Here is a 24939-nt window from a genome sequence, read left to right on the forward strand (position 1 = left end):
AATTAGTGACAACTATACTAGGTTATCTTCTTGAAAAAGCGGCGATGCAAAAAAGGTATCTATCCCAATCCCCATTCCTTGGCACATCTCATGAATGATCCGTAGCTTAACCGAATCATACGAGCAGTTGATGACATTTCCAATCGTAGACTTGGGAACACCGCTTTTCATATACAGTTGATATTGTGTCATTTTTCTTTCATCTAGTAATTCTAACAGACGTTTGCTTACCGCCTCGTTTAGCTTCATTCTATACACCGCCCCTGTGACTGTACTATATTTAGTATATGGGCAGTTTTGCTAAAATTAGTCCCTGTACCTGTACTAATAGAGCTATTTGCAGTATGATGGTAATAGGGGTGCCATCGTATGAACGTAACTTTTTGTGGCCATTCGCAAATCACAAAGGCAGACAATATTGCGAATTGGCTTCGCAATGTAACACAAGACCTAATTGAGCAAGGAGCAACAACTTTTTATCTTGGAGGATATGGAGAGTTCGACAGTTTAGCAGCGTCTATTTTACGGGAACAAAAGAAAAAGTATCCGCAAATCGAGCTGGTTCTTGTATTGGCATATTTGAACACTGGCCGGGATGTTTCTGGCTATGACAGTACCGTGTATCCACCGCTGGAAAACGTACCGCGCCGTTTTTCGATTTCTCATAGAAATCGCTGGATGGTAGAGTCCGCCGATGTAGTGGTGGCCTATGTTCTCCATGATTGGGGCGGAGCAGCCACAACGTTACGGTGTGCCAAACAGAAAAAGAAGCAGATTATTTCATATCGTGATGAAATGGGCAGCTGAGGTTGTCTATTTTGCTGCCACTTCATATTTCCAAAACTGTTGAACGTTAAGCTGTCGGTAAAATTATGCCGAATTTTCATCACTTTACTTTTGAACTAATATTGCTTATAATATTAGTGTGAAAGGAAGTGGTACGGTGGGACAATTTGAACAGCTGGATCAGCTGCTGGAAACACAGGATGGGATGCTGCGAACAGCTCAAGTAGTATCTGCTGGTATTTCTAAGCCTGTTTTTTATGATTATGTGCACTCACGGGAATTGGAGCGGGTCGCGCATGGAATTTATCTTTCCAAGGATGCCTGGGTCGATGCCATGTACTTACTTCATCTGCGGGTCGAACAGGCAGTGTTTTCCCATGAGACAGCTTTATTTTTTCACGATCTGACAGACCGCGAGCCGCTGGAATATACGGTCACAGTCAAGACCGGATATAATCCCTCCAAGCTGAAAGCAGAGGGCGTACAGGTATTCACCATTAAGGCGGAACTGCATGGGGTGGGCCTGACAACGGCTCAGACACCATTTGGGCATACAGTTCCTGTCTATGACCTGGAGCGCACCATCTGCGACCTGCTCCGCAGCAGGAACAACATGGAGATGCAGACTTTTCAAGGGGCATTAAAGATGTATGCCAGAAGAAAAGACAAAGACCTGCGGACATTGATGCGGTATGCCGGTATGTTCCGGGTAGAAAAAATTCTGCGGCAGTATTTGGAGGTGCTTTTATGATAAAAACAGCAAGGCAGTTGAAGGATCTGATCCGCAATCTTTCCAGAAAAAATCTGCGGACGCCCAGCTCTTGATGCGGAACTACATGATGGAGCGTTTTCTGGAGCGTATCTCCCTTTCTGAATATCGTGACAAATTTATTCTGAAAGGCGGTATGCTGGTAGCGGCTATGGTTGGTCTGGATGCCCGTTCCACGATGGATTTGGACGCTACTGTAAAAGGAGCCAATGTCAATGTGGAGGACATAGAGAATTTGATTTCCGCTATTGTGAGTGTCCCGCTTGATGATGGCGTCAAATTCCAGCTGAAAAGTATTTCGGAGATTATGGATGAGGCGGAATATCCGGGGATTCGCGTAAATATGACTACAACCTTTGACGGTGTGGTGACGCCTTTGAAGATTGACATTTCCACAGGGGATGCCATTACCCCCAGGGAGATCCGCTACTCTTTCAAGCTGATGCTGGAAGATCGCTCCATTGATATTTGGGCGTACAATCTGGAAACGGTTCTGGCCGAAAAGCTGGAAACGATCATTACCAGAACTACCACCAACACCCGCATGAGAGATTTCTATGACATTTATATTCTGGAACAGCTGCATGGGAATACATTGGACCCTCAGATTCTCCATGATGCGCTGCGGGCCACTGCTCACAAACGCGGGACAGAACGACATCTTGCAGAAGCTGCCGAAGTTTTTGAGGAAGTGGAGAACAGCTCGGTTATGCAGAAACTTTGGGAATCGTACCGCAAAAAATTTTCCTATGCGGCAGATCTGGAGTGGAACATCATCATGGGGGCGGTGCGCAGTTTATACGCTCTCAGTGAAAAGGAATCGAGCCTATGAAGAAGCACGGCCATTATTGTAAAGTCTGCGGAGAATATAAGGCTAATGAAAAATTTTCCGGCAAAGGTCATGCGGCGCACGTCTGTAAATCCTGTGCTTCTTTGCCGCCGGAGAAGCAAGCGGAGCAAATGACAATAAACCGCTTGCTGAATCTCCCATGGAGATTATCAAAGGAGCAGATTTCCTGGCTGAAGAACCGAATGAAAGATAAGCGCCGGGAAGTTCGTGCGCTGGCAAAAGAACAATACGAGATGAGGTTTCCTCCGAAGCGGTTAGAGGACATCGAGGACAATTTTGATTTTCTCGATGAGGACGATTTAATAGAATAACAAAAGCGGTCTGCACCATGCAGGCCGTTTCTTTTTTGGAAAGGAGGTCTCCCTTATGGCAACCACACGCATCATGCCGCTGCATATCGGCAAGGGTCGGACTGAGAGCCGTGCCATCAGCGATATTATTGACTATGTGGCAAATCCCCAAAAGACCGACAACGGAAAATTGATTACCAGCTATGGATGTGACAGCCGCACTGCTGATGCAGAGTTTCTGTTGGCAAAGCGGCAGTATATTGCCGCCACCGGACGAGTGCGCGGTACAGATGATGTGATCGCCTACCATGTGCGCCAGTCGTTCAGGCCCGGAGAGATCACACCGGAGGAAGCCAACCGGCTGGGCATAGAATTTGCCAGGCGGTTCACCAAAGGCAATCATTCCTTTGTGGTCTGCACCCACATCGACAAATCGCATATTCATAATCACATCATCTGGTCGGCGGTCAATATGGATTGTGACCGGAAGTTCCGTAACTTTTGGGGAAGCACCAGAGCTGTTCGACGTTTAAGTGACACCATTTGTATCGAGAACGGACTATCCATTGTGGAGAACCCCAAGCCCCACGGAAAAAGCTACAACAAGTGGCTGGGCGAACAAGCCAAGCCCTCCCATCGGGAACAGCTACGGGTGATGATTGACCGGGCGCTGGAGCAAAAGCCAGCAGACTTTGACACACTTCTGCAACTGCTTTCCGAGATGGGCTGCGAGGTATCTCGGCGCGGGAAAGCAATCCGCCTTAAAGCTCCCGGTTGGAAGAATGTAGCCCGTATGGATGACAAGCTGGGAGCCGGGTACAGCGAAACAGAAATCCGTGCGGTGCTGGCTGGAGAAAAGCAGCACACGCCCCGCAAGAAATCCACCGTGCAGCCGGAGCCACCCAAGGTCAATTTGCTGGTGGATATTCAGGCAAAATTGCAGGCCGGGAAAGGTGCTGGATATGCACGCTGGGCCAAGGTTTTTAACTTAAAACAGATGGCGCAGACCGTGAATTTTCTTACCGAACATCACCTACTGGACTATACAGAGCTGGAAGAAAAAGCGGTGGCGGCTACCGCCCATCACAATGAGCTGTCAGCGCAGATTAAGGCGACGGAGAAACGCATGGCAGAGATCGCCGTCCTGCGTACCCATATCGTTAATTATGCCAAGACCCGCGAGACCTATGTTGCCTATCGCAAGGCCGGTTATTCCCGAAAATTTCGGGAGGAACATGAGCAAGAAATTCTGCTCCATCAGGCGGCAAAAAATGCCTTTGATGAGATGGGAGTGAAGAAGCTGCCCAAGGTCAAAGACCTGCAATCTGAGTATGCCAAACTGCTGGAGGAAAAGAAGAAAACCTACGCCGAGTACCGGCGTTCCCGTGAGGAAATGCGGGAACTTTTGACGGCAAAGGCCAATGTGGATCGGCTGCTGAAAATGGATGAGGAACAGAAAAAAGAACAAGAAAAAGACCACGGCCAGCGGTAAGCCGGTCATGGTCATAAGCGTCCATCGGACGCGTAGCCGCAGAATGAAATTCTGCGTTCAAAGGGGCTTGGGGGCGCTGCCCTCAACAAGCAAAGCAGAGGGGGAAATCACGTCAGGATTTTTCCCTCTGTGGGCCGAGTGTATTAACACCGGCATTGCTTGCCACTTTTGTTCGCAAACAATATCCGTATCCTTTACACGATGATTTACTTTTATTATCATAGTCGTAATAAGTATATAAACTACTTACATATAAGCACCTAAAATATGAAAGGGCTGATAAAATGATGACCTTTGAAAAGGTTTTAGAAGTATTCAACGATTACCTAAATAAAGATAGTGTTTTGGAGGTGGTGAACACTAAGCGAGGATACACCGTTATGATTTGGGATGAAAAAGATGAGCAATGGTTTGGTGTGGAACATTGCAAAGCCCCCGAGCTTTTACGGGATGCCTTACTTGATGGCTATCGTGATTTTTTAGAGCAACAACTTACTCATAACCGCAGGAGTTTAACCGAAACAGAAATCTTAGATATTCAAAACCGATGTGAACAGCTTTATGATTTGTGTGGAGAATAAAAAAATAACCTAAAAAGTGCGATAGCCTGTGTAGGTGTCGCACTTTTTTCAGTTGGCTTGGCTTACGAAAACAGCGTTAATTATTCCGCAGTTTCTCTTGCCTTTTTCAAGCCTTGAGCCGTAGCTTCCATCACGATAAGCTCCTTTTCTTCCATATCATTCAACAGTACATCAACTTGTTTGCGGCGATTGTTGTCGCCATCTTCATTGCATGGAAAAAAGAACTGGTCTACAGAGATGTCAAGCAAGGTAGTAATGAGATAAAATTTGTTAAGCCTTGGGTGCTGCCCCCTGTTCTCTATATACATAATAGAGCGTGGCGTAAGGTCTACCAGTTGGGCAAGATATTCCTGTGTCCACCCTTTTGCTTCCCGAGCTTTTTTTATCGCTATACCTAACGGCTTAAAATCAAGTTTTCTTTCATCTTGGTACATTTTAATATCATCCTATATCATTGTACATTTCGGGTGATGATATTTGAACGAAGTATGATTTTATGTTTAGTAGTGTATAATTTCGTATTAGTGGAGAGAAACTTGCTATTATTCGTCATTCCGTATATAATAATTATATACTCTTTGCGAAAGGAAGTTGATATTATGAATTACATTTCTGTGAAAGCCGCTTCTGAAAAATGGGGCATATCGGAAAGACGGATACAAAAATTATGTGAGGAAAATCGCATTGACGGAACTGAAAAATTTGGTCGTGCATGGATGATACCAAAAGATGCAGAAAAACCCGTTGATGGACGTATGAAAACAAGGAACAAACAGGAGGAGAATCATGGAATTTAATGAAAAGCTACAACAGCTTAGGACTGGAAAGAACTTAACGCAGGAACAACTTGCGGAGCAATTATATGTATCAAGAACAGCCATTTCAAAATGGGAAAGCGGCAAGGGTTACCCTAACATTGAGTCGCTCAAGTGTATTTCTAAATTCTTTTCTGTGACCATAGATGAACTGCTATCGGGCGAAGAACTGATTACACTTGCCGAAACTGAAAATCGTTCCAACTTGAAAAAAATTTACAGTTTCATTTATGGAATATTAGATATGATGGCGGTTACTTTTATACTTTTGCCGTTGTATGGTAACCTTGTTGACGGATATATTTATTCTGTCAATCTACTTTCATTTACAGACACTACCCCAATATATCTTGCAATCTATTGGATTGTTTTTATTGTTTTGATTGCACTTGGGATAGCGAAACTGATGTGTGTTTGTTTTGAAAAGGAATCATGGAGCAACATAATCACAAAATGCTCTCTCGTGCTGAGTACGCTTTTTATCTGCTTCTTCGCTGCGGCAAGACAACCCTATGTAACCGCCCTTATGTTTCTGCTATTTGTTGCTAAAATATTTGTCTGGATAAAGCAAACCCAAACAAAGTAAAATGCCATAAACCCTTTAAAATAGGCTCTGACACGATAAGTGTCGGAGCTTTTTTCGTGCTGACATCTATTGTGTCGGCATTGTGACGGTAGATTTCTTGGCTTCTATGCAATACTCGTGGATAATAAGATTGTGGTCAGCGAAAACAAGAACAGCAACCCACGGAAAGGAGAATCAAATATGGATTATATCATTGAAACAGAAAATCTTACGAAGCGATACGGAACAGCCACCGTTGTCGATAAGGTAAATCTTCATGTGCCAAAGGGCAAAATTTATGGTTTGCTCGGCAGAAACGGAGCAGGCAAAACCACAGCAATGAAAATGATGTTGCAGCTTGCTTTCCCAACGGAGGGAACGGTACGCTTGTTTGGCACAAACTATAAGGAAAATATCCATACCCTTTATAGCAAAGTAGGCTCTATTATCGAAACACCGGGATTTTACAGTAATTTAACAGGGTATGAGAATTTGCAAATTCTCGCTAAACTGCGAGGGGGAGTATCTAAAAGTGGAGTAGAAAAAGCTCTTGAAGTTGTGGGGCTGCATAAGGAGAAAAGAAAAGTCTTTTCCGATTATTCCCTCGGAATGAAGCAACGGCTTGGTATTGCCGCCGCCATTATGCACGAGCCGGAGCTTTTAATACTTGACGAACCGATTAACGGACTTGACCCCATTGGAATAGTTGAAATACGCTCATTTTTATCTGAACTTAGTCACAATCATGGCATTACCATTTTTATCTCAAGCCATGTTTTAAGCGAGATTGAACAGATAGCAGATATTATCGGCGTTATGCACGAGGGGCATTTAGTAGAGGAAGTGAATATATCCGAGCTTCACAAAAGGAATCGAAAATACATTCAATTTGATTTATCTGACAGTGAGATAGCCGGAAAGATTTTAGAAAACCACTACCACATGACGGATTTTACAGTGCAGGACGGTACGGTGAGAATTTATGACTTTAGCCAAAGTGTTGGAGAAATCAATCGAGAATTTGCACGAAATGGACTGCTCGTGACAAGGATAAATGATAGTGAGGAAAACTTAGAGGACTACTTTTCTAAACTGATTGGAGGTGGCGGTATTGCTTAATCTTATTTCTTGTGAATTATTAAAACTAAAGCGTTCAAAAATGGTGCTAATTAGTGTGGCAGGGGTATTATCTACCCCACTTTTGATGTTAATAGAAGCCTTGCAAACACATTTTGATAAGCCGGAGATTATCTTTACCTTGTCTGACATATACAGCGACAGTGTACTGTATATCATGCTGCTGGTAAACATTATGATATATGTGGCAATTGCAGCTTACTTGTTTAGCAGAGAGTACACAGAAAGCACCCTCAAAACCATATTGCCCATACCCATTTCAAGGACAAAACTATTAATTGGAAAATTTTGCACCCTGCTTCTTTGGATTGTTATGCTAACCCTTGTAACATGGGCAGGTATATTTATCGTTTGTGGGCTATATGACGCTGTCTTTACATTGGAGGGATATAGCTTACTAGTGGCAATAGTATGGCTCCCCAAGTTTTTGTTTGGCAGTATCCTGATGTTTTTAACAGTTTCTCCTTTTGTGTTTGTTGCTATGAAAACAAAAGGATTTGTCGCCCCGATGATTGGCTCTGCCGTGATTGTCATGGGAAGTGCCGCACTTTCAAATCAAGAATGGGGAGCGTTGTATCCGTGGACAGCCACCTATTTCTTGGTGCAGGGTAAACTTCAGAGTACCGGCTATCCTACACTGCTGTCTGTATCTATTATTATTCTTGTATCAGCAGTTGGTTTTCTTATGACCTTTCATCATTTTAAAAAGGAGGATTTGAAATAATGGTACTTGATTTTATAGAAATTTTAAAAGTTATTTTTCTTGGAATTGTTGAGGGTATTACTGAGTGGCTACCTATCAGCAGCACAGGACATATGATTCTTGTGGACGAATTTATCACACTTAATATGAGCGAAGCATTTAAAGAAATGTTTTTTGTTGTTATTCAACTTGGAGCTATACTCGCAGTGGTTGTAATGTTTTGGAACAAGATGTTTCCCTTTCAATTTAAGAACAAAGCACAGTCAATTGTTAAAAAGGATACTTTCTCGTTGTGGTTCAAGGTTGCGGTAGCTTGTGTACCGTCAGCTATTATGGGGATTCTATTTGATGATTATTTGGATGCTTACCTCCAAACCCCCATTGTGATTTCAATCATGTTAATCTTTTATGGTTTGTTATTCATTCTCATAGAAAATTGGAATAAAAAGCGTACTCCTACTACTATGGCACTTTCTGACATCAGCTATAAAACAGCAATCTTGATAGGGGCATTTCAAGTGTTATCACTTATACCCGGCACATCACGGTCGGGAGCAACGATTATAGGTGCTTTACTCATAGGAGTTTCACGAGTGGCAGCAGCAGAGTTTACTTTTTTCCTCGCAGTACCTACTATGCTTGGAGCAAGTGCTTTTAAGCTGTTAAAATTCGGGTTTGAATTTACAAGTGCAGAACTGCTCGCTCTTGTTCTCGGTATGGCTGTGGCATTTGCGGTATCTGTCTTAGTAATTAAATTCCTAATGAACTTTATCAAAAAACATGATTTTAAGGTGTTTGGTTGGTATCGAATTGTGCTTGGTATACTTGTTGTACTTATAAAATCTTAATAATGCGTTTTCTTTGTGCGCGAATAAAAATGGGGCTGTCGCATCAATGATTAGAAAATCATAGATGCGGCAGCATCTTTTTGCCATTTTTAAGCCGAAATATTCACTTCTTTTATTCCGTTTCTATAAAAAGGCGAACTTTAATAAACCTTTTCTGAAAAAAGGTTCACTTTCAGGATTTACTTTTGACCTGACAAAATCAGGCGGTTTGTTTGAGTGGAAATAAATGACGTCCTGTCCTTCCTGCCTGAATCTTATGATGAAGTTTGTTTATGTTATACCCGATCGCCAGCAGGATACTCTGGGCGGTTACATTTGCATTCCCTCGATATAAATATCGTCTGAATTCCATATCCTCTTTGATGTTTGCAAAACTTCCTTCGGCCTGGATACTTCGGTTCATTCGGAGCTGTGTACCATAATCACTGGTAATCCGCTCCAATGTCTCCTGACGTTTTTCTTTCATTTTTTTCGAAACGTACAGTACTTTCTGGCGGTCTTCCATTGGTATTTTGCAGTTATTCCCCTTGATGCAGTCGGTTTTGAAAGGGCATCCGCTGCATCCGTTACTTCGATATACGGTAACGGTTCTCCGGTATCCACTGGCCGTCTTTTCTCTCTTTTCGTACTGCACCGTCAACACCTGTCCATTTTTACAGTAATAACAGTCCGCTTTCTCATCATATTTCATGTTTTCCATCCGCCCGATGTCCTGACGGTATTTTCGGGTTTTGGAAATCTCATAGTTCTGGGGTTTGATATAGGCCAGCTGACCGTTTTCTTCAAGAAACAGGTAATTCTCTTCGCTTTCATATCCTGCATCTGCCACAATCTCCTGATATTTAAACGGAAGATACAACTCCATATCTTTCAGGAATGGGATCAATGTCCTCGTATCCGTAGGCCGTGGACTGATATCCAGCCATGTAATGTATTCTGAATCCACCCCGTGCTGAAGATTATAAGCCGGTTTCAGCTGCCCATTGAGCATGGCATCTTCTTTCATCCGCATGAAAGTCGCATCCGGGTCTGTTTTAGAATAACTGTTGCGCTCTCCACAGACATAAAGCTTTTTATTGTACTCCTTCAGTTTTGCTATGTATGTTTCCAGGCTTTCCAGCGATTTCTGAAGGCGTGTTTTCCGCCGTCCGGTTCCATGGACAAAGACAATCCCTTCCTCCTGCCTGATCCTGCACAGCTTTTTTCGCAGCCTTTTTAAGGTGTGAAGGGATACCTTCCCATTATAAGCGATCCTGAAACCGTAAAGATTTTCGCACTCTTCCACAAGGACAAGAATCTTATCGAAAAGTTTTGCCTGATTTTTCGTAACAGCCTTTTTCCAGACAAAGGTATATTTGTTCGCAACGGATTCTATTTTCGTTCCATCAATAAAGATGCTTTTCCCGGAAATTTCTCCAAGAGAATATAAGAGTTTCGACACCTCGGCTAATGTCTTTTTCGAGCATTGCGCGAAATGCAGAGAAACAAAACGTGCAAAGGTTGCATGATCAGGTGCTGGTTTCCCTTCCAAAAGGTACATGAAGTTGACGTCCCTGCGGCATGCTGTTTCAATATCCCGGCTGGAATAGATCCGATTCATGCTGGCGTAGACCATGATCTTAAACAGCTGCCTCGGTGTCGCCTGATTTTTCTTTATCTTTCTATAAGTCTGATAAAGATCGCTGAGTTCCATTCCCTCCACAAATGCACTCAGAAGACGGACCGGATCATCTGCCGGGATCAAAATTTCCACATCCAGCGGAAGTTTGATTTGATAGTACAGAGAAGATAGAGTATAATCTTTCTGTAAAAGTTTATTTAGTCGCATAAATAAATTTTACACCAAGAGCCAGGCCTTGCACAGACCTGGCTCTTATTCTCTGCAAAAAGTGCTGCCGCACTAATTATTTAGTGCGACAGCCCCATTTTTGTTTCTGGGGATGGAAAACAACCCAGAGATTCTCGTTGTCGATCTCCTCCTGATTTTAGTTTGCATGGTGAATTTTGCAAATTGAATCTACAGGAGGTTAATAATGGGATTTAATTATGGATATGAGAAAAAGAAGTTTGATAGTAGATGGAAGCGTTTAGAAGTTGAGTATTGTGATGCAGGGATGAGCGAAGAACAGATTGCTGCCATGAAAGAATATGACTGGGCATGGTTTTGCAGTCAAAGGGTTTTTCAAAACCATACGCAACCAATACCTTGTGAACAATATGATGAAGTATGTGGTCAATCACAGCTGTTCCGAAAGTTTGCATCGTTATCTTATCAATGGGATGTTGATAAGATTGATCAAACGCGATATGGATGGTTGGCTTCGGTGGAAAACGAACAACTACTGTTGAGATTGAAGAAGCTGTCGAAGAAAGATTTGGAGCTATTGACATTACTTTTTGTGGATGGTTATCGTCAAATTGATGTAGCACGTCTTTGGCATTGTTCCAGAAGTGCTGTTGCACAAAGATTTAAAAAAATAAAAAAATTTTTGAATAACACTTAACAAATGAAGCGTATCAGTGCCTACCCATTGAGGGAAGAACATTCTCCCAATGTGGAGCTTGACAATTTCATAGACGGCATTTCCGGTACATAACCTATGTACGAGCGAATCAGGCACGCCGCGAAGATGGGCAGCCCCAGGAGGTGATGAATAGGACTGTTCCGAGCGATCCACGTCAGCCTGATACCCGAAAGTGGCATTTCAGGGCGCGATGACTGCATAGGGGTTAAAGATACTTCCTCACGGCCTCCTAAAGACTTGGGGGGAACTCTGCGGCGCACGAGTAAAACGACGCTGTGGAGTTATGACAGCCGCGCCAGCGGAGACCGGAATGTCCCCATCGCCAGGGGTGCGTGGCAAATGTGGCGAGTAAATTTTTCAAAGTCAGATACCATGCGCTGGCAGCTTCGGTTGCCAGCGCATTCATGTGATTTTGAAAGCAACAACCACATCTTTGACAGAAAGGGGGACCACCTATGGAAAAATTGATTTCGCGGAAAGAGGCTGCCAAATTACTGGGGATTAGCATTGCCACTTTGGATGCAGCTCGAAACAGTGGGCTAATTTCCTATGTTCAGTATGTGCAAAATGGTTGCGTGTACTTTACAGATGCTGGCCTTCAGGAGTATATCGCAAAATGCACCCATCGTGCAAAGCCAGTGGAAAAAAGCGCTACATACCGCAAGCTGCGAAGTGTCCGAGCTTGAGCTGTTCCGTATCCTTGCTGGAACCTAATATGTCTGATAAAACAAAGGTACAGCGCTGGACATTATTCTTAGGAGGTGACGGAATTGGCAAAAAGAAAAAGGGCAATTCCTCAATATGGTACGGTCGTGCTTAACGGCATTGAATATTATAGAACCAGAGTCGAAGATTCGGATGGAAACAGAGTGGCGCTTTATGCAAAGACGCCCGAAAAGCTTTATGACAAGGAACTGGAGGCGTTAGAGCAGATTGACAGTACTACGTTTCGTCGAAGATCGCCTACGGTTGCTGAGTACTGTGAGAAGTGGCTGCTGATGCAGTCCGTCCATGTTCGGGCCACCACCTTGACAGATTATACCTCTAAGGTGCGGCGGCACATTATTGGAGGGCTGGGAGACAAGAGAATGGCTGATGTATCCCTGGATGACATCCAACTTGCCCTCGTACCTGTTTCCAAGAAGTCGGCTTCGGTTTATAAGTCTGTGGTGATTCTCTGCAAGTCCATTTTCCGGGCGGCCAAGGAGAGCCATGTGATTGACGAGGACCCGACCATATACCTGGATGCAAAGGGAGGAGTTCCCCAGGAAGAAAGACAGGCATTGACGGATGAACAGGTTGAGCGGCTTTTGGACACGATCCGGGATTTGCCGCCCTATGTATTTGTGATGATCGGTTTATATGCCGGTCTGCGCCGGGAAGAAATCCTGGCGCTGCAATGGGATTCTGTGTATCTGGATGCAGAGGCTCCGTACTTAACGGTACGGCGGGCATGGCACACAGAACATAACAGGCCGGTCATTCTTACCGAGCTAAAGACCAAAGCGGCACAAAGAAACATTCCTCTCCCGGTCTGTCTGGTTGAATGTCTGAAAGATGCAAAGAAAAAATCCACTTCGGATTATGTGATTGCCAATCGGGACGGTGATCCGCTATCCTATACACAGTTTAAGCGGCTGTGGCAGTATATTGTGACGCGGACTGCAAAGCCGAGAATGGCCAGAAAACTTGTGGACGGAAAGTATGTAAAATATATGCTTTACCCGAAACTTGGAGAAAAAGCCAGGAATAACGGCCATGTGGTATATAGCCTGGATTTTGAAGTGACACCGCATCAGCTGCGGCACACCTACATCACCAATCTGATTCATTCTTCGGTGGACCCCAAAACGGTACAATATTTGGCGGGCCATGAAAGCAGCAAAATCACGATGGACATTTACGCAAAGGTCAAATACAACAGGCCGGATGATCTTGTCAAAGCAATGGGCTGTGCCTTTGACTTATGGGACGCTGTGTAAGTTCCGAACAATTCAGAAAATGAAGTAAGAGCGAGACAAGGATGTCTCGCTCTTAGTTTTTCCTTGGCCGTATCTTTGATTCAATTTGAAATCTCTGATAAAAAGGAGGTGTAGATACATCACCACGCGAGAAAGGAAATTAATTATGGCAAAGAAGAAAAAAAACATACCTCAATATGGAACCGTCACACGAAAGGGTGTCCTGTATTACAGAACCCGGATTCTGGACGCAGACGGCAAGCAGGTGAGCTTGTATGGGACTACCTGCGAGGAACTGTACGATAAAGAGCAGGAGGCGAGACGCCAGGTAGCGGAGATCATCTTCCACCGGGAGCATCCTACTGTGGCCGAGTATTGTGAGAAGTGGCTGTTGATGCAATCCGCAAAAGTGTCGCCGGCTACACTGAAGGGCTACGCCTCCAATATGAAGAACTACATTATCAAGCCTTTGGGAGATATGTATATGGAGGAAGTAACAGCGGATGATATTCGTCTGGCGCTGATCCCATTGTCCAATAAGTCCGAGAGCCTGCACAATACGGTGAATATGCTCCTCAAGTGCATTTTTTACTCGGCAGAGCGGAGCCAGTTGCTGGAATACAATCCGTGTGAGGGGATTTCGGCAAAAGGAGGGAAACCGACCCAAAAGAAAGATTCGCTGACAGACCAGCAGGTGGAAGTGCTGCTGGAAACCGTCAAAGGACTTCCGCCGTATCTGTTTACCATGATCGGCTTATATGCCGGTCTGCGCCGAGAAGAAGCTCTCGCCTTGCAATGGGATTGTGTGTTCCTCGATGCACCCACTCCATATATCTCTGTGCGGCGCGCATGGCGATCAGAGCATAACAGACCGGTTATCTCTACAACGCTTAAGACGAAAGCAGCAAGAAGGGATATTCCCATTCCCAAATGCCTTGTGAATTGTCTGCGGGAAGCCAAGGCTGCCTCCAAATCGGAATATGTGATTGCCGATAGTGAGGGACAGCCCTTGTCATATTCGCAGTTCAAACGTGTCTGGCAGTACATCGTTGTTCGGTCTACCAAGGAGCGTACCTATTATAAGTATGTGAACGGACAGAGCATCAAGTACACTGTTCAGCCGAGTCTGGGAGGACATCAGAAAAACAATCCCAACATTGTGTATAGCCTGGACTTCGATGTGACACCGCACCTGCTGCGGCATACCTACATCACCAATCTTCTGTATGCAGGTGTTGACCCCAAGACGGTCCAGTACCTTGCCGGACATGAGAACAGCAAGACAACTATGGACATCTATGCAAGAGTAAAGTATAATAAACCAGAACAGCTATTCGATGTAGTAAATTCTGCATTTCATCAAGCTGTCCCCTCGTAAAAGTGGCCTGTTTTTTGGTTAAGGAATAGGACAACCGAGGGGCCGAGGCTCAAAAAAGCCCGGAATATCAAGGAAAATCATCGCTCAGACGATTGAAATACGGTCTCAAAGCAGCTCGTAGAGCTCCGCAGTTCTCCAAACGTTAAGCAAGCGTTAATCGGGATTACCCAAGAGATAATCGAACAGTTATTGAAATTGCAGGCAAACCCTGGAAACATCACGTTTCCGGGGTTTTTCTTTTTGCCCTGGAAACGCGGTGGAACGGGGGAAAACCGGGTGAAAATCACCGGATTAGCAGCGCGTTTGTAACACGTTTGCAACAAAAATATCTTTACTCAAGAGTCCTGTTTATAGCGTCAATCAGGATCCGTACATCCAGATGGGTGTAGACCTTTTCAGTCAGTGTCATGGCTCCGGAATGCCCCACAATTTTCTTGATGACCGTTTCCTGCACACCGGCTTCGGACAGCATGGAGATACAGGTGTGGCGGGTGCAGTGCGGTGTCCGCTGGATACCGATCTGCTCCATCAGGGGTGTCCAGTAACTGTCAAAGTAGTTGCGGTACTTGAAGGGTTTTCCGTCTTCTGTATGGAGAAGATATTCACATTCCGGGCAGGAGTTGTACCAGTTCCGGTAGAACGGGAGCAGCTTGTCGGCAATGGGCACTTTCCGGATACCGTTTTCTGTTTTGCTGTCGATCACATCAAAATACTGCTCATCCAGGTGTACATTTACTTTTTTCAGGGACAGGAATTCGGAAATCCGGGTACCGTTATAGAGCAGCATGAGGACAATCTGGTAATATTTATCATCCTGCATGGTCCAGATCCTGTCGATCTCTTCCCTGGGAAATTTGTTCCTGCTGTGTTTGTTCGGATTTCGGTCTTTGTACTGCGCGATATCTACGTAGGTGGAATAATCCTTGTTGCAGATGTCATTCTTCAGGGCAAATCCGTACAGCTGGTTAAACAGGATCTTTACTTTCTTCAGTGTCGGATAATTTTTGCCGCAGGTATCGATCACCTGCTGAAGATCCGCCAGTTTCAGGTCTTTGAAAACCCGGTGGTAAAGGAGGGTACAGGCCTTGTAGGAGGCTGTGTATCCTTTTACATTGCTTTCAGATACGGTCGGATATTTCTTCTTTGACCATTCTTCGTACACCTCGGAAAAAGTCATTTTCGCAGCTTTCGTATCATAAGGATTATGATTATAATCAGCCAGCATCTCCAGCCCTTCGGATTTTGTCCGGGCATAGCCGATGATAATATATTCTGCAATCTTCTTTTCTTTTACGGGATCGATCCGGTATCCTGTTGTCTTGCGGACCATATATGGTTTTCTCCGTTTTCCGGATAATTTCACTACACTTCCGTAGCCGTTTGGTAATTTCATTCAGTCATTGCTCCTTTCTTTTGAAGGACTTATGATCTGAACTGCTCCTTTAAAAAGGCGTTCCGGCGGCTGATGCGCTCTTCCTCTGTCAGTTCTTCCGTTTCCGTTTCAGACAACGGGACAGCTGCATAGTAGGCCAGTGTCTTGTCTTTCCAGTCCTGATAGGAACTGGCAGAATGGCCATATGCAGCATATTCCTCTCTGTTTTCCCTGAATTCTTCCAGGAATAAACACATATCTGCATTTTCAGAGGACGACAGGTCTTTGCCATTGAAGGTAATGGAGCATTCCCAGCGGTCGTGTTCCGGCGGACGCTTCACATCAATCCGGAAGCCGAGCTCCCGGATCTGATCCAGCTGGAAGAGAAACTGCATGACGTCTGCCATATTGGTCAGCGGCTTCTCCTGCGTGTCATAGCCGGTCAGATAAGTAGAAGTGGTGTCCAGTACTCCGGCAAGCTCGTTGATCATGGCGAGCGACACTTCAATCTCTCCGCTTTCGTATTTCTGGATTGTGCGGAGGGATTTACCAAGTGCGGCTGCCAGCTGAGTCTGATTCATACCTTTTTGCTTTCGGGCAGTTCGGATTCTCAGTCCGATCTGTTTCGTATCATGTTTCATGATTGAATTCACCTCTCTTTCGTCCATCTTATCACATTGAAATACGAATTACAAGTGCGGATTTTTAGAAATACATCTTGACGAACGCAATTTTAATGCGTATAATAAAATGCGAACTGATAGTGCGGTTTGTGTGCGGAGAAAGGATATGGTGAAATGAAAAATGCACTAAAAATACGGATATGAATCCGAAAGGAGGTGAAGAGAATGGAAAAGAAAATGTATGTGGAGCTGCCGCCGTTTACAGGCAGAAATGTTCCGATCAAAGAGATCGCCCGGGCAATGGGAAAAGATCCCCATTACGTCCGACTTGCCATCCAGCAGGGTGTCGTCAAGTTTGGAGTGGCCATGAAGGTGGGAGACGCCAGCGAATTCAGTTATTACTGCCCGGACCGTAAAGTCTGGGAGGAGACCGGATACTTCCGGGATGTGACAAAAGAAAAAGCCCATGCTTGATCGCACGGGCAAATTCTCCAGAGGTATTGCTACACTCTGACTTCGCAACTCAAGTATAGCAAATACCTCTGCGAGATACAATGAAAAATTTCAGCAGAGGAGGTTATAAGTGAATATATTTCAGGAAGTAAAATCATACGTTACCGCAAAGCAGGCGGCGGAGCAGTACGGGATCCGGGTCGGCAGGAACCAGATGGCATGCTGTCCGTTTCATGACGATCATCATCCCAGCATGAAAATTGATACTAATTATTACTGTTTTGCCTGCGGAGCAAAAGGAGATGTGATCGGGTTGACCGCAGGGCTGTTTGGTCTGTCGCCTTACGAAGCGGCCAGCAAACTGATCGCAGATTTTCAGCTGCCGTTGACAGCAGAGAAGTGTCAGGAAAGACGAAAAAAATACAGAAACAGGAATCCGGTTTCTGTCAAAGAGAAGATGACAGACTGGCACCGGCATGCGGTAAAAGTCCTGACCGATTATCTGTCATGGATCCAGTTCTGGAAACAGTTCTACGGATCGGAACCGGGCGTTTTTGAGCAGGAACAATTCCTGGAGGCACTGGACAATGAGAAGAAGATCAATGATTATCTGGATATTCTTTTGACCGGAAGTGGAGAAGAAATTGCAGAATTCTTTATCTGTAAGCGGAAGGAGGTGGCGGAGATTGAGCAGCATATGGAACGATATCAGCGAGGAGTCTATGCAGAAATTAGAGCGTATTGCAGAGGATGAAATGCTGACCCAGGAGGAAATCCGAAGGAACCTGGACGTGACAGAGAAAGGCAAGATCCGTCAGTCGATCCAGAACTGTAAATATGCGCTGGAACATGATCCGTATCTGCAGGGAGCAATTTGCAGAAATGAAATGACCTGCCAGATCGATATTATGAAAAAGGTTCCCTGGAAACGCCGGGGCGTCCAGATGACGGATACGGATATGAACAATCTGTCCCTTTATCTGGAAAAGAATTACGGACTGACCAGTGACAGGGTGATCGCCAAGGCGGTGGATATTGTGGCTAACGATAACAGCTTCCATCCCATTATTGATCTGCTGGAAAGCCTGACCTGGGACGGGACGCCGAGAATCCGCAACATGCTTACCCATTTCTTCGGGGCGTCTGATCCGGAATATTCCGGTGAGATCATGAAAATGCATATGCTTGCTGCCATCAGCCGTCTGTATGACCCTGGGAAGAAATATGATATCATGCTCTGTCTGGTAGGCGGACAGGGAACCGGGAAATCTACATTTTTCAAATATCTGGCGATCCGGGATGAGTGGTTTACCGATGATGTGAAACGGCTGGATGATAAGCGGGTTTATGAATATCTGCAGGGACACTGGATTGTGGAAATGTCAGAAATGAACGCAGTGGCCAATGCCAGGAGTATTGAAGAAACAAAATCATTCCTGAGCAGACAGAAAGACACCTATCGGATCCCTTATGAGAGGCGGGCAGAAGACCGGTACCGGCAGTGTGTATTCTGCGGAACTTCCAATGATCTTGCATTCCTGCCCTTTGACAGGACAGGAAACCGCCGGTTCGGACCGGTCAGAGTATGCCCGGAAAAAGCGGAAACGACCATTTACAGTAATGAGAAAGAGTCCAGGGAATACATCCTGCAGGCATGGGCGGAGGCTATGGAGATCTACCGCAGCGGAGATTTTTCCCTCACATTCTCGCCGGATATGGAAGATTATGTGAAAGCGCTCCAGAAAGAGTTTATGCCGGAAGATACCCAGACGGGCATGATCCAGGCGTTCCTGGACCGTTATGAGGAAGACTATGTATGTTCTACCATCATTTATCAGGAAGTGTTCCACCATGAAGGGATGGTGCCGAAATGGCAGTCCAAAGAGATTGGCGACCTGATGGATAATGAGATCATCGGATGGGAAAAACACGGGACACACCGGTTCCCGGGAAGCCTTGGGACTCAGCGTTCCTGGAAACGGATCCATCCGAAAAAAGACGGGGACGGCTTTATAAATATAGATGAAAATACAGAGCTGCCCTTTGAATAAAAGATAACTTTTAAAATGTTTTGAGCCTTGTTTACAAAAGTTTGTTTACACAAAAAAATGAGAAATCTGTAAACAAGAACCTGTAAACAGGATGAAAAAAACTTTGAAAGTTAAAAACCAGAGAAAAGGAAACAGCCCGGATACGGGCATAAAATAACAGGCGGATACGCCGGAAACCAAGCCCTCGGCGCTTGAGAGCGAAATACACCCATCGCGCAGATCTGAAGATCTGCACTCTGTGTATTTCGCGACTGCGTCGGGCCGAGACGCCCCGCGGGGCGGCTCAGAACCGAAAGACCGGTTCATTTCTGACGTACCACCGCCGGAAAGGAGATGTATGGCAAATGGAAAGAATTGTTTTATCCAGACGGTCAAGCTGCCTCACGTCCGGGGCAGGGTACGTTATATCTCGGATCCAAAGCGGCAGGAAAATCTGTATGCTGCCTATACCAGCGCAGATCCGAAATTCTGGCAGTATCTGTCAAAGGAGAATCAGGCGGATTTTGCCAGAAGCGGAACGGAAGGGAAATGTATTGAGGCCAGGGAACTGATCATCATGCTGCCGCCTGGCCTGATCCATTATGATCATGATACGCTGCTGAAATATTTTACTGCGAAATTTGTGGAACGGTACGGCGTGGCTGTGGCAAGCGCCCTTCACCACAATAAACGGAAAACCAATCTTCATATCCATCTTATTTTTTCAGAGAGAAAAGCTTATGATGAGCCGGTGGAGAAGATCGCTTCAAGAAATATGTTTTATGATGAAACAGGAAAACATGTCCGGACGAAGAAAGAAATTCTGGATGAAAATGGAGAAATCCGTTCCGGCTGCAGGATCATCAAAAAAGGGGAGGTTTATGAAAAGCATTTCTTCCAGCCGAAGAATCCGGAATTCAAGTCAAAAAAATTTACAGAGGATATGAAATATTTCTATACGGATCTGATCAATGAACTGGTGCAGGATCCGGCGGAGAAACTGAAGGTGTTTGATAAGAACAGTCCGTATCTTCCAACCAGAAAGATCGGGAAAAATAATCCGAAAGCAGAGGAGATACGGATCGATAATTATCTCCGGCAGGAGTGGAACAACATGGTAGACCGGGCGATAGTGGAAGGTGTGACCGAAGAGGAACTGCGCTTTGCAAAGAAAAAAGAGATCACAGATCCGGCGGTAGAATCCATCCGAAGGTCAGGGTGGAAACCGGAGATTTTCCGGACAATCCTGCAAAAGGCGATTGGAAAGCTGCGGGGTTTTATCCAGTATATCAAAGAACTCCGGAATGCAGAATATGACGAGAATGAACAGCCAGTATTTCACCGTGACCTGAAATTTGATGTGACGCCGGCGCCGCTGCCGGAGATCGCAAAAAGGAAAAGACCATCTTCAGCAGCGCAGGAAGCAGAAGTAATGAGGCTGGATAACATTCTGCAGAAGATGAAGAAAGCAGAGCAGAGGATCTATGCTGTCGAGAAAGTTCTGATCCGGCTGGAGAAAGAACGGCAGGATATTGACGGGAAATGGTTTCACGGAAAAGAAAAGAAGGAGCTGGATCAGAAGATTGCCGGAAAACAGCAGGAACTGAAAAAAGCGAAGGCTACACTCGCCGGAATACCTGGACTGCATGGATATGAAAATGCGCTGGCTGTGAAAAAAGCATATACAGTTGCAACGAAGGAACTGGATAAAATCCGCAACAGGCAGAAAGAATGGGATCAGAAAAGCGTTCCGGAAAAACAGTATCTGGTGATCCGAAGTAATAAGCTGGAACAGAGGGCAGAGCGGCAATGCGTACTGGAGCAGCTGGATAAAAAGAAAAGGGAGATGGAAAAGAGACAGCGAACAAAGAAACGGGGATATGACAGAGATTGTCTGTAAAGAAAAATAGCAGTTGAAATAGAACGGATGTTCTGATAAAATCAAATCAGGCACTGCCAGAGAACGGTAGGCGGTTAGTCCTTCGACAGAGGGACTGAACCCTCTGATTACATAGAAATCTCTGCAAAGAGAAATCTTGGAAAGGAGGGCAAACTTATGAGTGATTTTGAAATGCTCTCCATCGTTTTGATGATACTTGGTATTGTCGTTACGATCTTGATAGCGTATATAGATCACACAAAAAAGTAACCGCCCCTCAGCCAAAAGTGTGCGGTTACTTTTTTGTAACTAATTTATTTTTGGACTAACCGCTTATCGGTAGTGCCTGTTTCTATACTTATATTAGCAAAGTGAGGAGCGGATGTCAAATTGTTTAAATTAGTCCGCTGAAGAATTCGGAAATTTCCGAGTTAAAAATTTTGCTGAGCGCAACAAGTTCGCTGATTTTGATATTCATTCGGTTGGTTTCAATTTTGGCATAGGTGCTTTTGGATATTTCAATTCCCATGAGCTGAAGGCGGGCGATTACCTGATCCTGCGTCATATTTGAAGCTTTTCTTAATCGTTGGATATTATGGCCGATATCCATATCCGGTCTGAGTTTCTGCATATCTGTATAACTCCTGAAAATTCGTAATAAAGAAATATATCTTGATTGTATGCAGTATTGAGATTATAATGTTTCGTAATAGAGAAAAGTTTCGTAATAGAGAAAGGATGGGCAGAACATGAATGTAGATAAAATATTTGAGAGAGCAACAATCAGGGGAGTTGCGGATTATCTTCTGTTTGGCCTGGGACCGGATGAAGATGACAGGAGTTATGAGGAACGGCTGGATGAGATTTATATGAGATTTGAAAAGACTGTAGGAAAGTATGATGAAAACCCGACTTCAGAACTGCTGGATCTGTGTAATGAACTCAGCAGCGAGACGGCTAGCGTGTATATGGAGATTGGACTGCAGGCAGGAATATTGCTGATGGTGGATATGATCAGGAATATGACTGAAAGATGGTCCATTTAAAGAAAAAAAGATATGGTTGAAAATAATAAGTGATTTCGACGGAGCATATAGTTTGAACTATATCGCTAAAAGCGATATAATATCTTGACATTTGTAATAAGAATGGTATAATAAAAGAGCTTTAACGTAAGGTATGACCATCCAGAAGAAGTAACGGGAACAGAAATGTTTGGAAGGTGAGACCTTAAATTTACCCCGGGCCATGTGTTCATTGGGATCCGTTCTGAGCCTGTGTTACTGCACAGAAGAATCACCTAGGAGAGCGAGAACATGTGCCTGAAGCGTGTGGATGGAACACGCTTTAACAATAGATTAGTTAGTGATTTGAAAAAAGACCTTAATTCGAAATTCCTTTCTTGGATGGCGTCTTTGGTTAACAAAGATGAGAAAGGAGGCAAAATGATGCAAAAGTTTTGCAGAAAAGTTGAAGCGTTTTTCAAATCCGGTATTAAGTCGACAGTTGGATTCTGCAGGAAAAACAAAAGTACAATCGTTAGATTGGTTGGTAAATTTGTTATTTATCTTTGCAAGACTGCCATTGAGTCATTCTTTGATGACTTGATTTGATACCAACTAATCTATTTTTTTATGTGGAAAGGGAAAGGAAATGGGAGAAGCGTTAAGATTGTTAAGAATATTTAATGGCTATAAATCAGCAGAACTAGCCCAGATGTTAGGAATTTCTCAAAGCTATGTTTCTGAGTTGGAAAATAATAAAAAACAGCCGACGATGGAAGTGTTGGATAAGTATGCGACAGTTTTTGGAATGAAAAAATCGACACTCTTTTTATTTGCGGAATCTTTGGAAAAAGATAAACAGAATAAGGATAAAAAACAACGAATAGCATTGGCAGGAATGAGATTGCTGCAAATCCTTGAAAAGGTAGGCGGTCTAGAAAATGAGTAAATTATATCCAATTGAACGCAGCCCTTTGTATAAAATGTGTAATAGAAGAACTTTAGCCAATTTACTGTGTTTACCGACAAAGTATTTTTCATATGAACATGAATATCAGTATAACGAATTTTCTAAACCTAAACCTAATGGAAACGGCAGAAGGGACTTTACTGTACCATCTGATGAATTAAAAGCAATACAAAAAAGGATATGCCGATTGTTATCAAGAATTGTAACACCAGAATGGGTTATGTCTGGAAAAAAGCATTGTAGTTATATAACTAATGCTGAACATCATGTAGATAAGAAATTTGTAAGAACAATGGATGTTTCCAAGTTTTATGACTCCGTGCAGCGAAATTATATATTTAAAATGTTTAAAAATACTTTTCAAATGGCTGAAGACATTGCGTGGTTGATGACAGATATTGTAACGTATAAAGGTGTTTTGCCAACAGGAAGTCCGTCTAGTCAGCTTATAGTATATTGGACATATGCGGAGATGTTTGATGCTATAAAAAGGAAAGCTGATGAAAATGATTGCGATTTTACCTTATATGTTGATGATATGACTTTTTCAGCAGATCATCCGATATCTACAGAATTCAGAAATGAGATTGCAATCCAATTAAAGAAGAATGGTTTACTTGCTAAAGCTCAGAAAGATCATTATTATCAGCCGGGATCTTTTAAAGTAGTAACTGGAGTGGGAATAGAAAACGGAGAAAAAAAGGTCTTAAATAATAAAAGACAAAAAATATTGTTTCAATATGAAAAATGTAAGAAGACTTGCAATTTATATGATATTGAAAAATTGAATGGAATGCTATGCTCTATGAGGCAAATAGAGCCAGACATTTTTCCTGAATTAGGTAACTATATAAAACATTATGAGGCAGAATTAAAAGAAATGGCAAGAAAACGATTTTATGCTAATAAACGAAAGAAAGCAAAAGTTAAAGAGAAAAACTATGCATAGGATATGGAAAAGGAGATAGTAATAGAATGTTTACTCTTTTATCAAATAGAATGAAAAATGAAAAGAATGAACCTGAAGTATATATTTATGATCAATTGCCAGCTTCATTTAGAACGCAAGTATTTTATATAATAGAGGATGTTTTAGAAAATTATTGTAAATATGATAGCATGGATTTTTGGTTGGAAATACACGATTCTTTTTCTAGGGAGAAGGGACTAAAAAGATTAGGTTCGCATTATAATGTGGACTGGAGTGAGCCGGCGAAGCATAATATAGAAGAATATCTTGACAATTCATCAGTAGAAGACGTTTTAGATTTTATTGACTATGTCTTTTGTGTTTTTGACAATGGGTTAAGAAAACTACATTTGGACTATGGATTTGATGTTCCAAAAGATGATATAATCAACAAAGCTATTGCTGAATTGAATTTTAGATTTAAACAACACGGTTTAGGATATGAGTTTATAGGTGGAGAAATTGTAAGGATTGATAATACTATTATTCATAAACAAATAGTAAAGCCAGCGCTTAAATTATTATTTGACAATGATTTTGAAGGAGCAGAGGAAGAAATACGACATGCATTTGAATATAGAAGAAAATCCGATAATAAAAATGCGATTTTAGAAGCGGGAAAAGCGTTTGAAAGTACATTGAAAACAATATGTGATAAAAAAGGGTATGCGTATAATAAAGATAAAGATACTGCAAAAAAATTAATTGGTATATTAGAAAACAATAATTTTTATCCGACTTATATGTCGGCGCATATAAATAGTTTGCGAACAACATTGGAGACGGGGGTACCAGTGGTGCGGAATAAGAATTCTGGACACGGACAAGGGAATAAGGTATTAAATGTATCGGATGAGTTTGCAGAGTATGCGTTGAATTTAACAGCAACGAATATTGTATTGCTTGTTAAGATTTATGAAAATATGAAATAGGTTAGA

Annotated in this window: 29 protein-coding genes and 1 pseudogene; 24 read left to right on the forward strand and 6 right to left on the reverse strand. The window is 43.4% G+C overall.

The features are described 5' to 3' along the window. Nucleotides 1-12: 12 nt before the first annotated feature. Nucleotides 13-249 (reverse strand): helix-turn-helix domain-containing protein, encoded by a 237-nt coding sequence (locus tag BKD12_RS00005; protein ID WP_070087362.1) that lies wholly within the window; start codon nt 247-249, stop codon nt 13-15. 120 nt (nt 250-369) lie between these two features. Here BKD12_RS00005 and BKD12_RS00010 point away from each other — a divergent pair, with 120 nt between their 5' ends. The 6 genes and pseudogenes from BKD12_RS00010 (at nt 370) to BKD12_RS00035 (ending at nt 4768) form a co-directional block, all read left to right on the forward strand. Further along, nucleotides 370-807: a hypothetical protein gene (locus tag BKD12_RS00010; RefSeq protein ID WP_002578495.1), complete on the forward strand. Its 438-nt coding sequence runs from the start codon at nt 370-372 to the stop codon at nt 805-807. Nucleotides 808-943: 136 nt separating this feature from the next. Beyond that, complete coding sequence (locus BKD12_RS00015) at nt 944-1537, forward strand: type IV toxin-antitoxin system AbiEi family antitoxin domain-containing protein (protein ID WP_002578496.1); 594 nt, start codon at nt 944-946, stop codon at nt 1535-1537. Beyond that, nucleotides 1534-2387, forward strand: a pseudogene (locus BKD12_RS00020) (nucleotidyl transferase AbiEii/AbiGii toxin family protein). The gene BKD12_RS00015 and the pseudogene BKD12_RS00020 overlap by 4 nt, the downstream one beginning before the upstream one ends. Then, nucleotides 2384-2716 (forward strand): hypothetical protein, encoded by a 333-nt coding sequence (locus BKD12_RS00025; protein WP_002578498.1) that lies wholly within the window; start codon nt 2384-2386, stop codon nt 2714-2716. The pseudogene BKD12_RS00020 and the gene BKD12_RS00025 overlap by 4 nt, the downstream one beginning before the upstream one ends. Nucleotides 2717-2771: 55 nt before the next feature. Beyond that, the gene (locus tag BKD12_RS00030) at nt 2772-4187 is read left to right on the forward strand and encodes a relaxase/mobilization nuclease domain-containing protein (RefSeq protein WP_002578499.1); all 1416 of its coding nucleotides are present in this window, start codon (nt 2772-2774) and stop codon (nt 4185-4187) included. A 284-nt stretch (nt 4188-4471) separates the two neighbouring features. Then, the gene (locus BKD12_RS00035) at nt 4472-4768 is read left to right on the forward strand and encodes a hypothetical protein (protein WP_002576327.1); all 297 of its coding nucleotides are present in this window, start codon (nt 4472-4474) and stop codon (nt 4766-4768) included. A gap of 80 nt (nt 4769-4848) precedes the next feature. Here the strand turns inward: BKD12_RS00035 and BKD12_RS00040 are convergent, their stop codons facing one another. Continuing rightward, the gene (locus BKD12_RS00040; RefSeq protein WP_002576326.1) at nt 4849-5202 is read right to left on the reverse strand and encodes a helix-turn-helix domain-containing protein; all 354 of its coding nucleotides are present in this window, start codon (nt 5200-5202) and stop codon (nt 4849-4851) included. A 165-nt stretch (nt 5203-5367) separates the two neighbouring features. Between BKD12_RS00040 and BKD12_RS17435 the strand changes: the two genes are divergently transcribed. From BKD12_RS17435 to bcrD, 5 genes are all read left to right on the forward strand, one after another. Continuing rightward, nucleotides 5368-5565 carry a helix-turn-helix domain-containing protein gene (locus BKD12_RS17435; RefSeq protein ID WP_009246557.1) on the forward strand — a complete coding sequence of 66 codons (198 nt, stop codon included), beginning with the start codon at nt 5368-5370 and terminating at the stop codon, nt 5563-5565. After that, nucleotides 5555-6169 (forward strand): bacitracin resistance transcriptional activator BcrR, encoded by a 615-nt coding sequence (gene bcrR, locus BKD12_RS00050; RefSeq protein ID WP_002576325.1) that lies wholly within the window; start codon nt 5555-5557, stop codon nt 6167-6169. Before BKD12_RS17435 ends, bcrR begins: the two co-directional genes overlap by 11 nt. 180 nt (nt 6170-6349) lie before the next feature. Beyond that, a complete protein-coding gene (gene bcrA, locus BKD12_RS00055; RefSeq protein ID WP_002576324.1) occupies nt 6350-7267 on the forward strand; it encodes a bacitracin ABC transporter ATP-binding protein BcrA in 918 nt (305 codons plus the stop codon). Then, nucleotides 7260-8009: an ABC transporter permease gene (locus tag BKD12_RS00060; protein WP_002576323.1), complete on the forward strand. Its 750-nt coding sequence runs from the start codon at nt 7260-7262 to the stop codon at nt 8007-8009. The genes bcrA and BKD12_RS00060 overlap by 8 nt, the downstream gene beginning before the upstream one ends. Continuing rightward, entirely contained in the window at nt 8009-8836 is an 828-nt protein-coding gene (gene bcrD, locus BKD12_RS00065; RefSeq protein ID WP_002576322.1) for a bacitracin resistance undecaprenyl-diphosphatase BcrD, read from the forward strand. The genes BKD12_RS00060 and bcrD overlap by 1 nt, the downstream gene beginning before the upstream one ends. 199 nt (nt 8837-9035) lie before the next feature. Here bcrD and BKD12_RS00070 read toward each other — a convergent pair whose 3' ends face one another. Then, nucleotides 9036-10664, reverse strand: a complete 1629-nt coding sequence (locus BKD12_RS00070) for an IS1182 family transposase (RefSeq protein WP_070087363.1) — start codon at nt 10662-10664, stop codon at nt 9036-9038. Between the two features lie 205 nt (nt 10665-10869). On the opposite strand from BKD12_RS00070, the gene BKD12_RS00075 reads away from it, so the two are divergent. The 4 genes from BKD12_RS00075 (at nt 10870) to BKD12_RS00090 (ending at nt 14700) form a co-directional block, all read left to right on the forward strand. Then, nucleotides 10870-11340 (forward strand): RNA polymerase subunit sigma-73, encoded by a 471-nt coding sequence (locus BKD12_RS00075; RefSeq protein ID WP_002576321.1) that lies wholly within the window; start codon nt 10870-10872, stop codon nt 11338-11340. A gap of 476 nt (nt 11341-11816) precedes the next feature. Further along, complete coding sequence (locus tag BKD12_RS00080) at nt 11817-12047, forward strand: hypothetical protein (RefSeq protein WP_002576320.1); 231 nt, start codon at nt 11817-11819, stop codon at nt 12045-12047. Between the two features lie 84 nt (nt 12048-12131). Then, complete coding sequence (locus BKD12_RS00085) at nt 12132-13343, forward strand: tyrosine-type recombinase/integrase (protein ID WP_002576319.1); 1212 nt, start codon at nt 12132-12134, stop codon at nt 13341-13343. A gap of 145 nt (nt 13344-13488) precedes the next feature. Continuing rightward, nucleotides 13489-14700, forward strand: a complete 1212-nt coding sequence (locus BKD12_RS00090) for a tyrosine-type recombinase/integrase (RefSeq protein ID WP_002576318.1) — start codon at nt 13489-13491, stop codon at nt 14698-14700. Between the two features lie 331 nt (nt 14701-15031). Here BKD12_RS00090 and BKD12_RS00095 read toward each other — a convergent pair whose 3' ends face one another. Together BKD12_RS00095 and BKD12_RS00100 are read right to left on the reverse strand one after the other, a co-directional pair. After that, nucleotides 15032-16093: a tyrosine-type recombinase/integrase gene (locus BKD12_RS00095; protein WP_070087364.1), complete on the reverse strand. Its 1062-nt coding sequence runs from the start codon at nt 16091-16093 to the stop codon at nt 15032-15034. Nucleotides 16094-16122: 29 nt separating this feature from the next. After that, on the reverse strand, nt 16123-16713 hold the full coding sequence (locus BKD12_RS00100; RefSeq protein WP_070087365.1) for a helix-turn-helix domain-containing protein: 591 nt from the start codon (nt 16711-16713) through the stop codon (nt 16123-16125). Nucleotides 16714-16920: 207 nt separating this feature from the next. Between BKD12_RS00100 and BKD12_RS00105 the strand changes: the two genes are divergently transcribed. The 4 genes from BKD12_RS00105 (at nt 16921) to BKD12_RS00120 (ending at nt 21078) form a co-directional block, all read left to right on the forward strand. Next, nucleotides 16921-17169, forward strand: coding sequence for a hypothetical protein (locus BKD12_RS00105; RefSeq protein ID WP_070087366.1), 249 nt, complete (start codon nt 16921-16923; stop codon nt 17167-17169). A gap of 109 nt (nt 17170-17278) precedes the next feature. Continuing rightward, complete coding sequence (locus tag BKD12_RS00110) at nt 17279-17902, forward strand: CHC2 zinc finger domain-containing protein (RefSeq protein WP_070087367.1); 624 nt, start codon at nt 17279-17281, stop codon at nt 17900-17902. Continuing rightward, nucleotides 17871-19199, forward strand: a complete 1329-nt coding sequence (locus BKD12_RS00115) for a virulence-associated E family protein (RefSeq protein ID WP_070087368.1) — start codon at nt 17871-17873, stop codon at nt 19197-19199. Before BKD12_RS00110 ends, BKD12_RS00115 begins: the two co-directional genes overlap by 32 nt. A gap of 337 nt (nt 19200-19536) precedes the next feature. After that, nucleotides 19537-21078: a MobA/MobL family protein gene (locus BKD12_RS00120; protein WP_070087369.1), complete on the forward strand. Its 1542-nt coding sequence runs from the start codon at nt 19537-19539 to the stop codon at nt 21076-21078. A 373-nt stretch (nt 21079-21451) separates the two neighbouring features. Here BKD12_RS00120 and BKD12_RS00125 read toward each other — a convergent pair whose 3' ends face one another. After that, entirely contained in the window at nt 21452-21688 is a 237-nt protein-coding gene (locus BKD12_RS00125; RefSeq protein WP_070087370.1) for a helix-turn-helix domain-containing protein, read from the reverse strand. Nucleotides 21689-21806: 118 nt separating this feature from the next. On the opposite strand from BKD12_RS00125, the gene BKD12_RS00130 reads away from it, so the two are divergent. From BKD12_RS00130 to BKD12_RS00150, 5 genes are all read left to right on the forward strand, one after another. Next, nucleotides 21807-22103 (forward strand): hypothetical protein, encoded by a 297-nt coding sequence (locus BKD12_RS00130; RefSeq protein WP_070087371.1) that lies wholly within the window; start codon nt 21807-21809, stop codon nt 22101-22103. Nucleotides 22104-22373: 270 nt separating this feature from the next. After that, entirely contained in the window at nt 22374-22670 is a 297-nt protein-coding gene (locus BKD12_RS00135) for a hypothetical protein (RefSeq protein WP_070087372.1), read from the forward strand. 40 nt (nt 22671-22710) lie between these two features. Further along, on the forward strand, nt 22711-23010 hold the full coding sequence (locus tag BKD12_RS00140; RefSeq protein WP_070087373.1) for a helix-turn-helix domain-containing protein: 300 nt from the start codon (nt 22711-22713) through the stop codon (nt 23008-23010). After that, the gene (locus tag BKD12_RS00145; protein ID WP_070087374.1) at nt 23003-23980 is read left to right on the forward strand and encodes a reverse transcriptase family protein; all 978 of its coding nucleotides are present in this window, start codon (nt 23003-23005) and stop codon (nt 23978-23980) included. Before BKD12_RS00140 ends, BKD12_RS00145 begins: the two co-directional genes overlap by 8 nt. A 26-nt stretch (nt 23981-24006) precedes the next feature. Continuing rightward, a complete protein-coding gene (locus BKD12_RS00150; protein WP_070087375.1) occupies nt 24007-24933 on the forward strand; it encodes an abortive infection family protein in 927 nt (308 codons plus the stop codon). Nucleotides 24934-24939 lie beyond the last annotated feature (6 nt).

The sequence above is a fragment of the Merdimonas faecis genome (assembly GCF_001754075.1).
GTDB classification, from domain to species: domain Bacteria; phylum Bacillota; class Clostridia; order Lachnospirales; family Lachnospiraceae; genus Merdimonas; species Merdimonas faecis.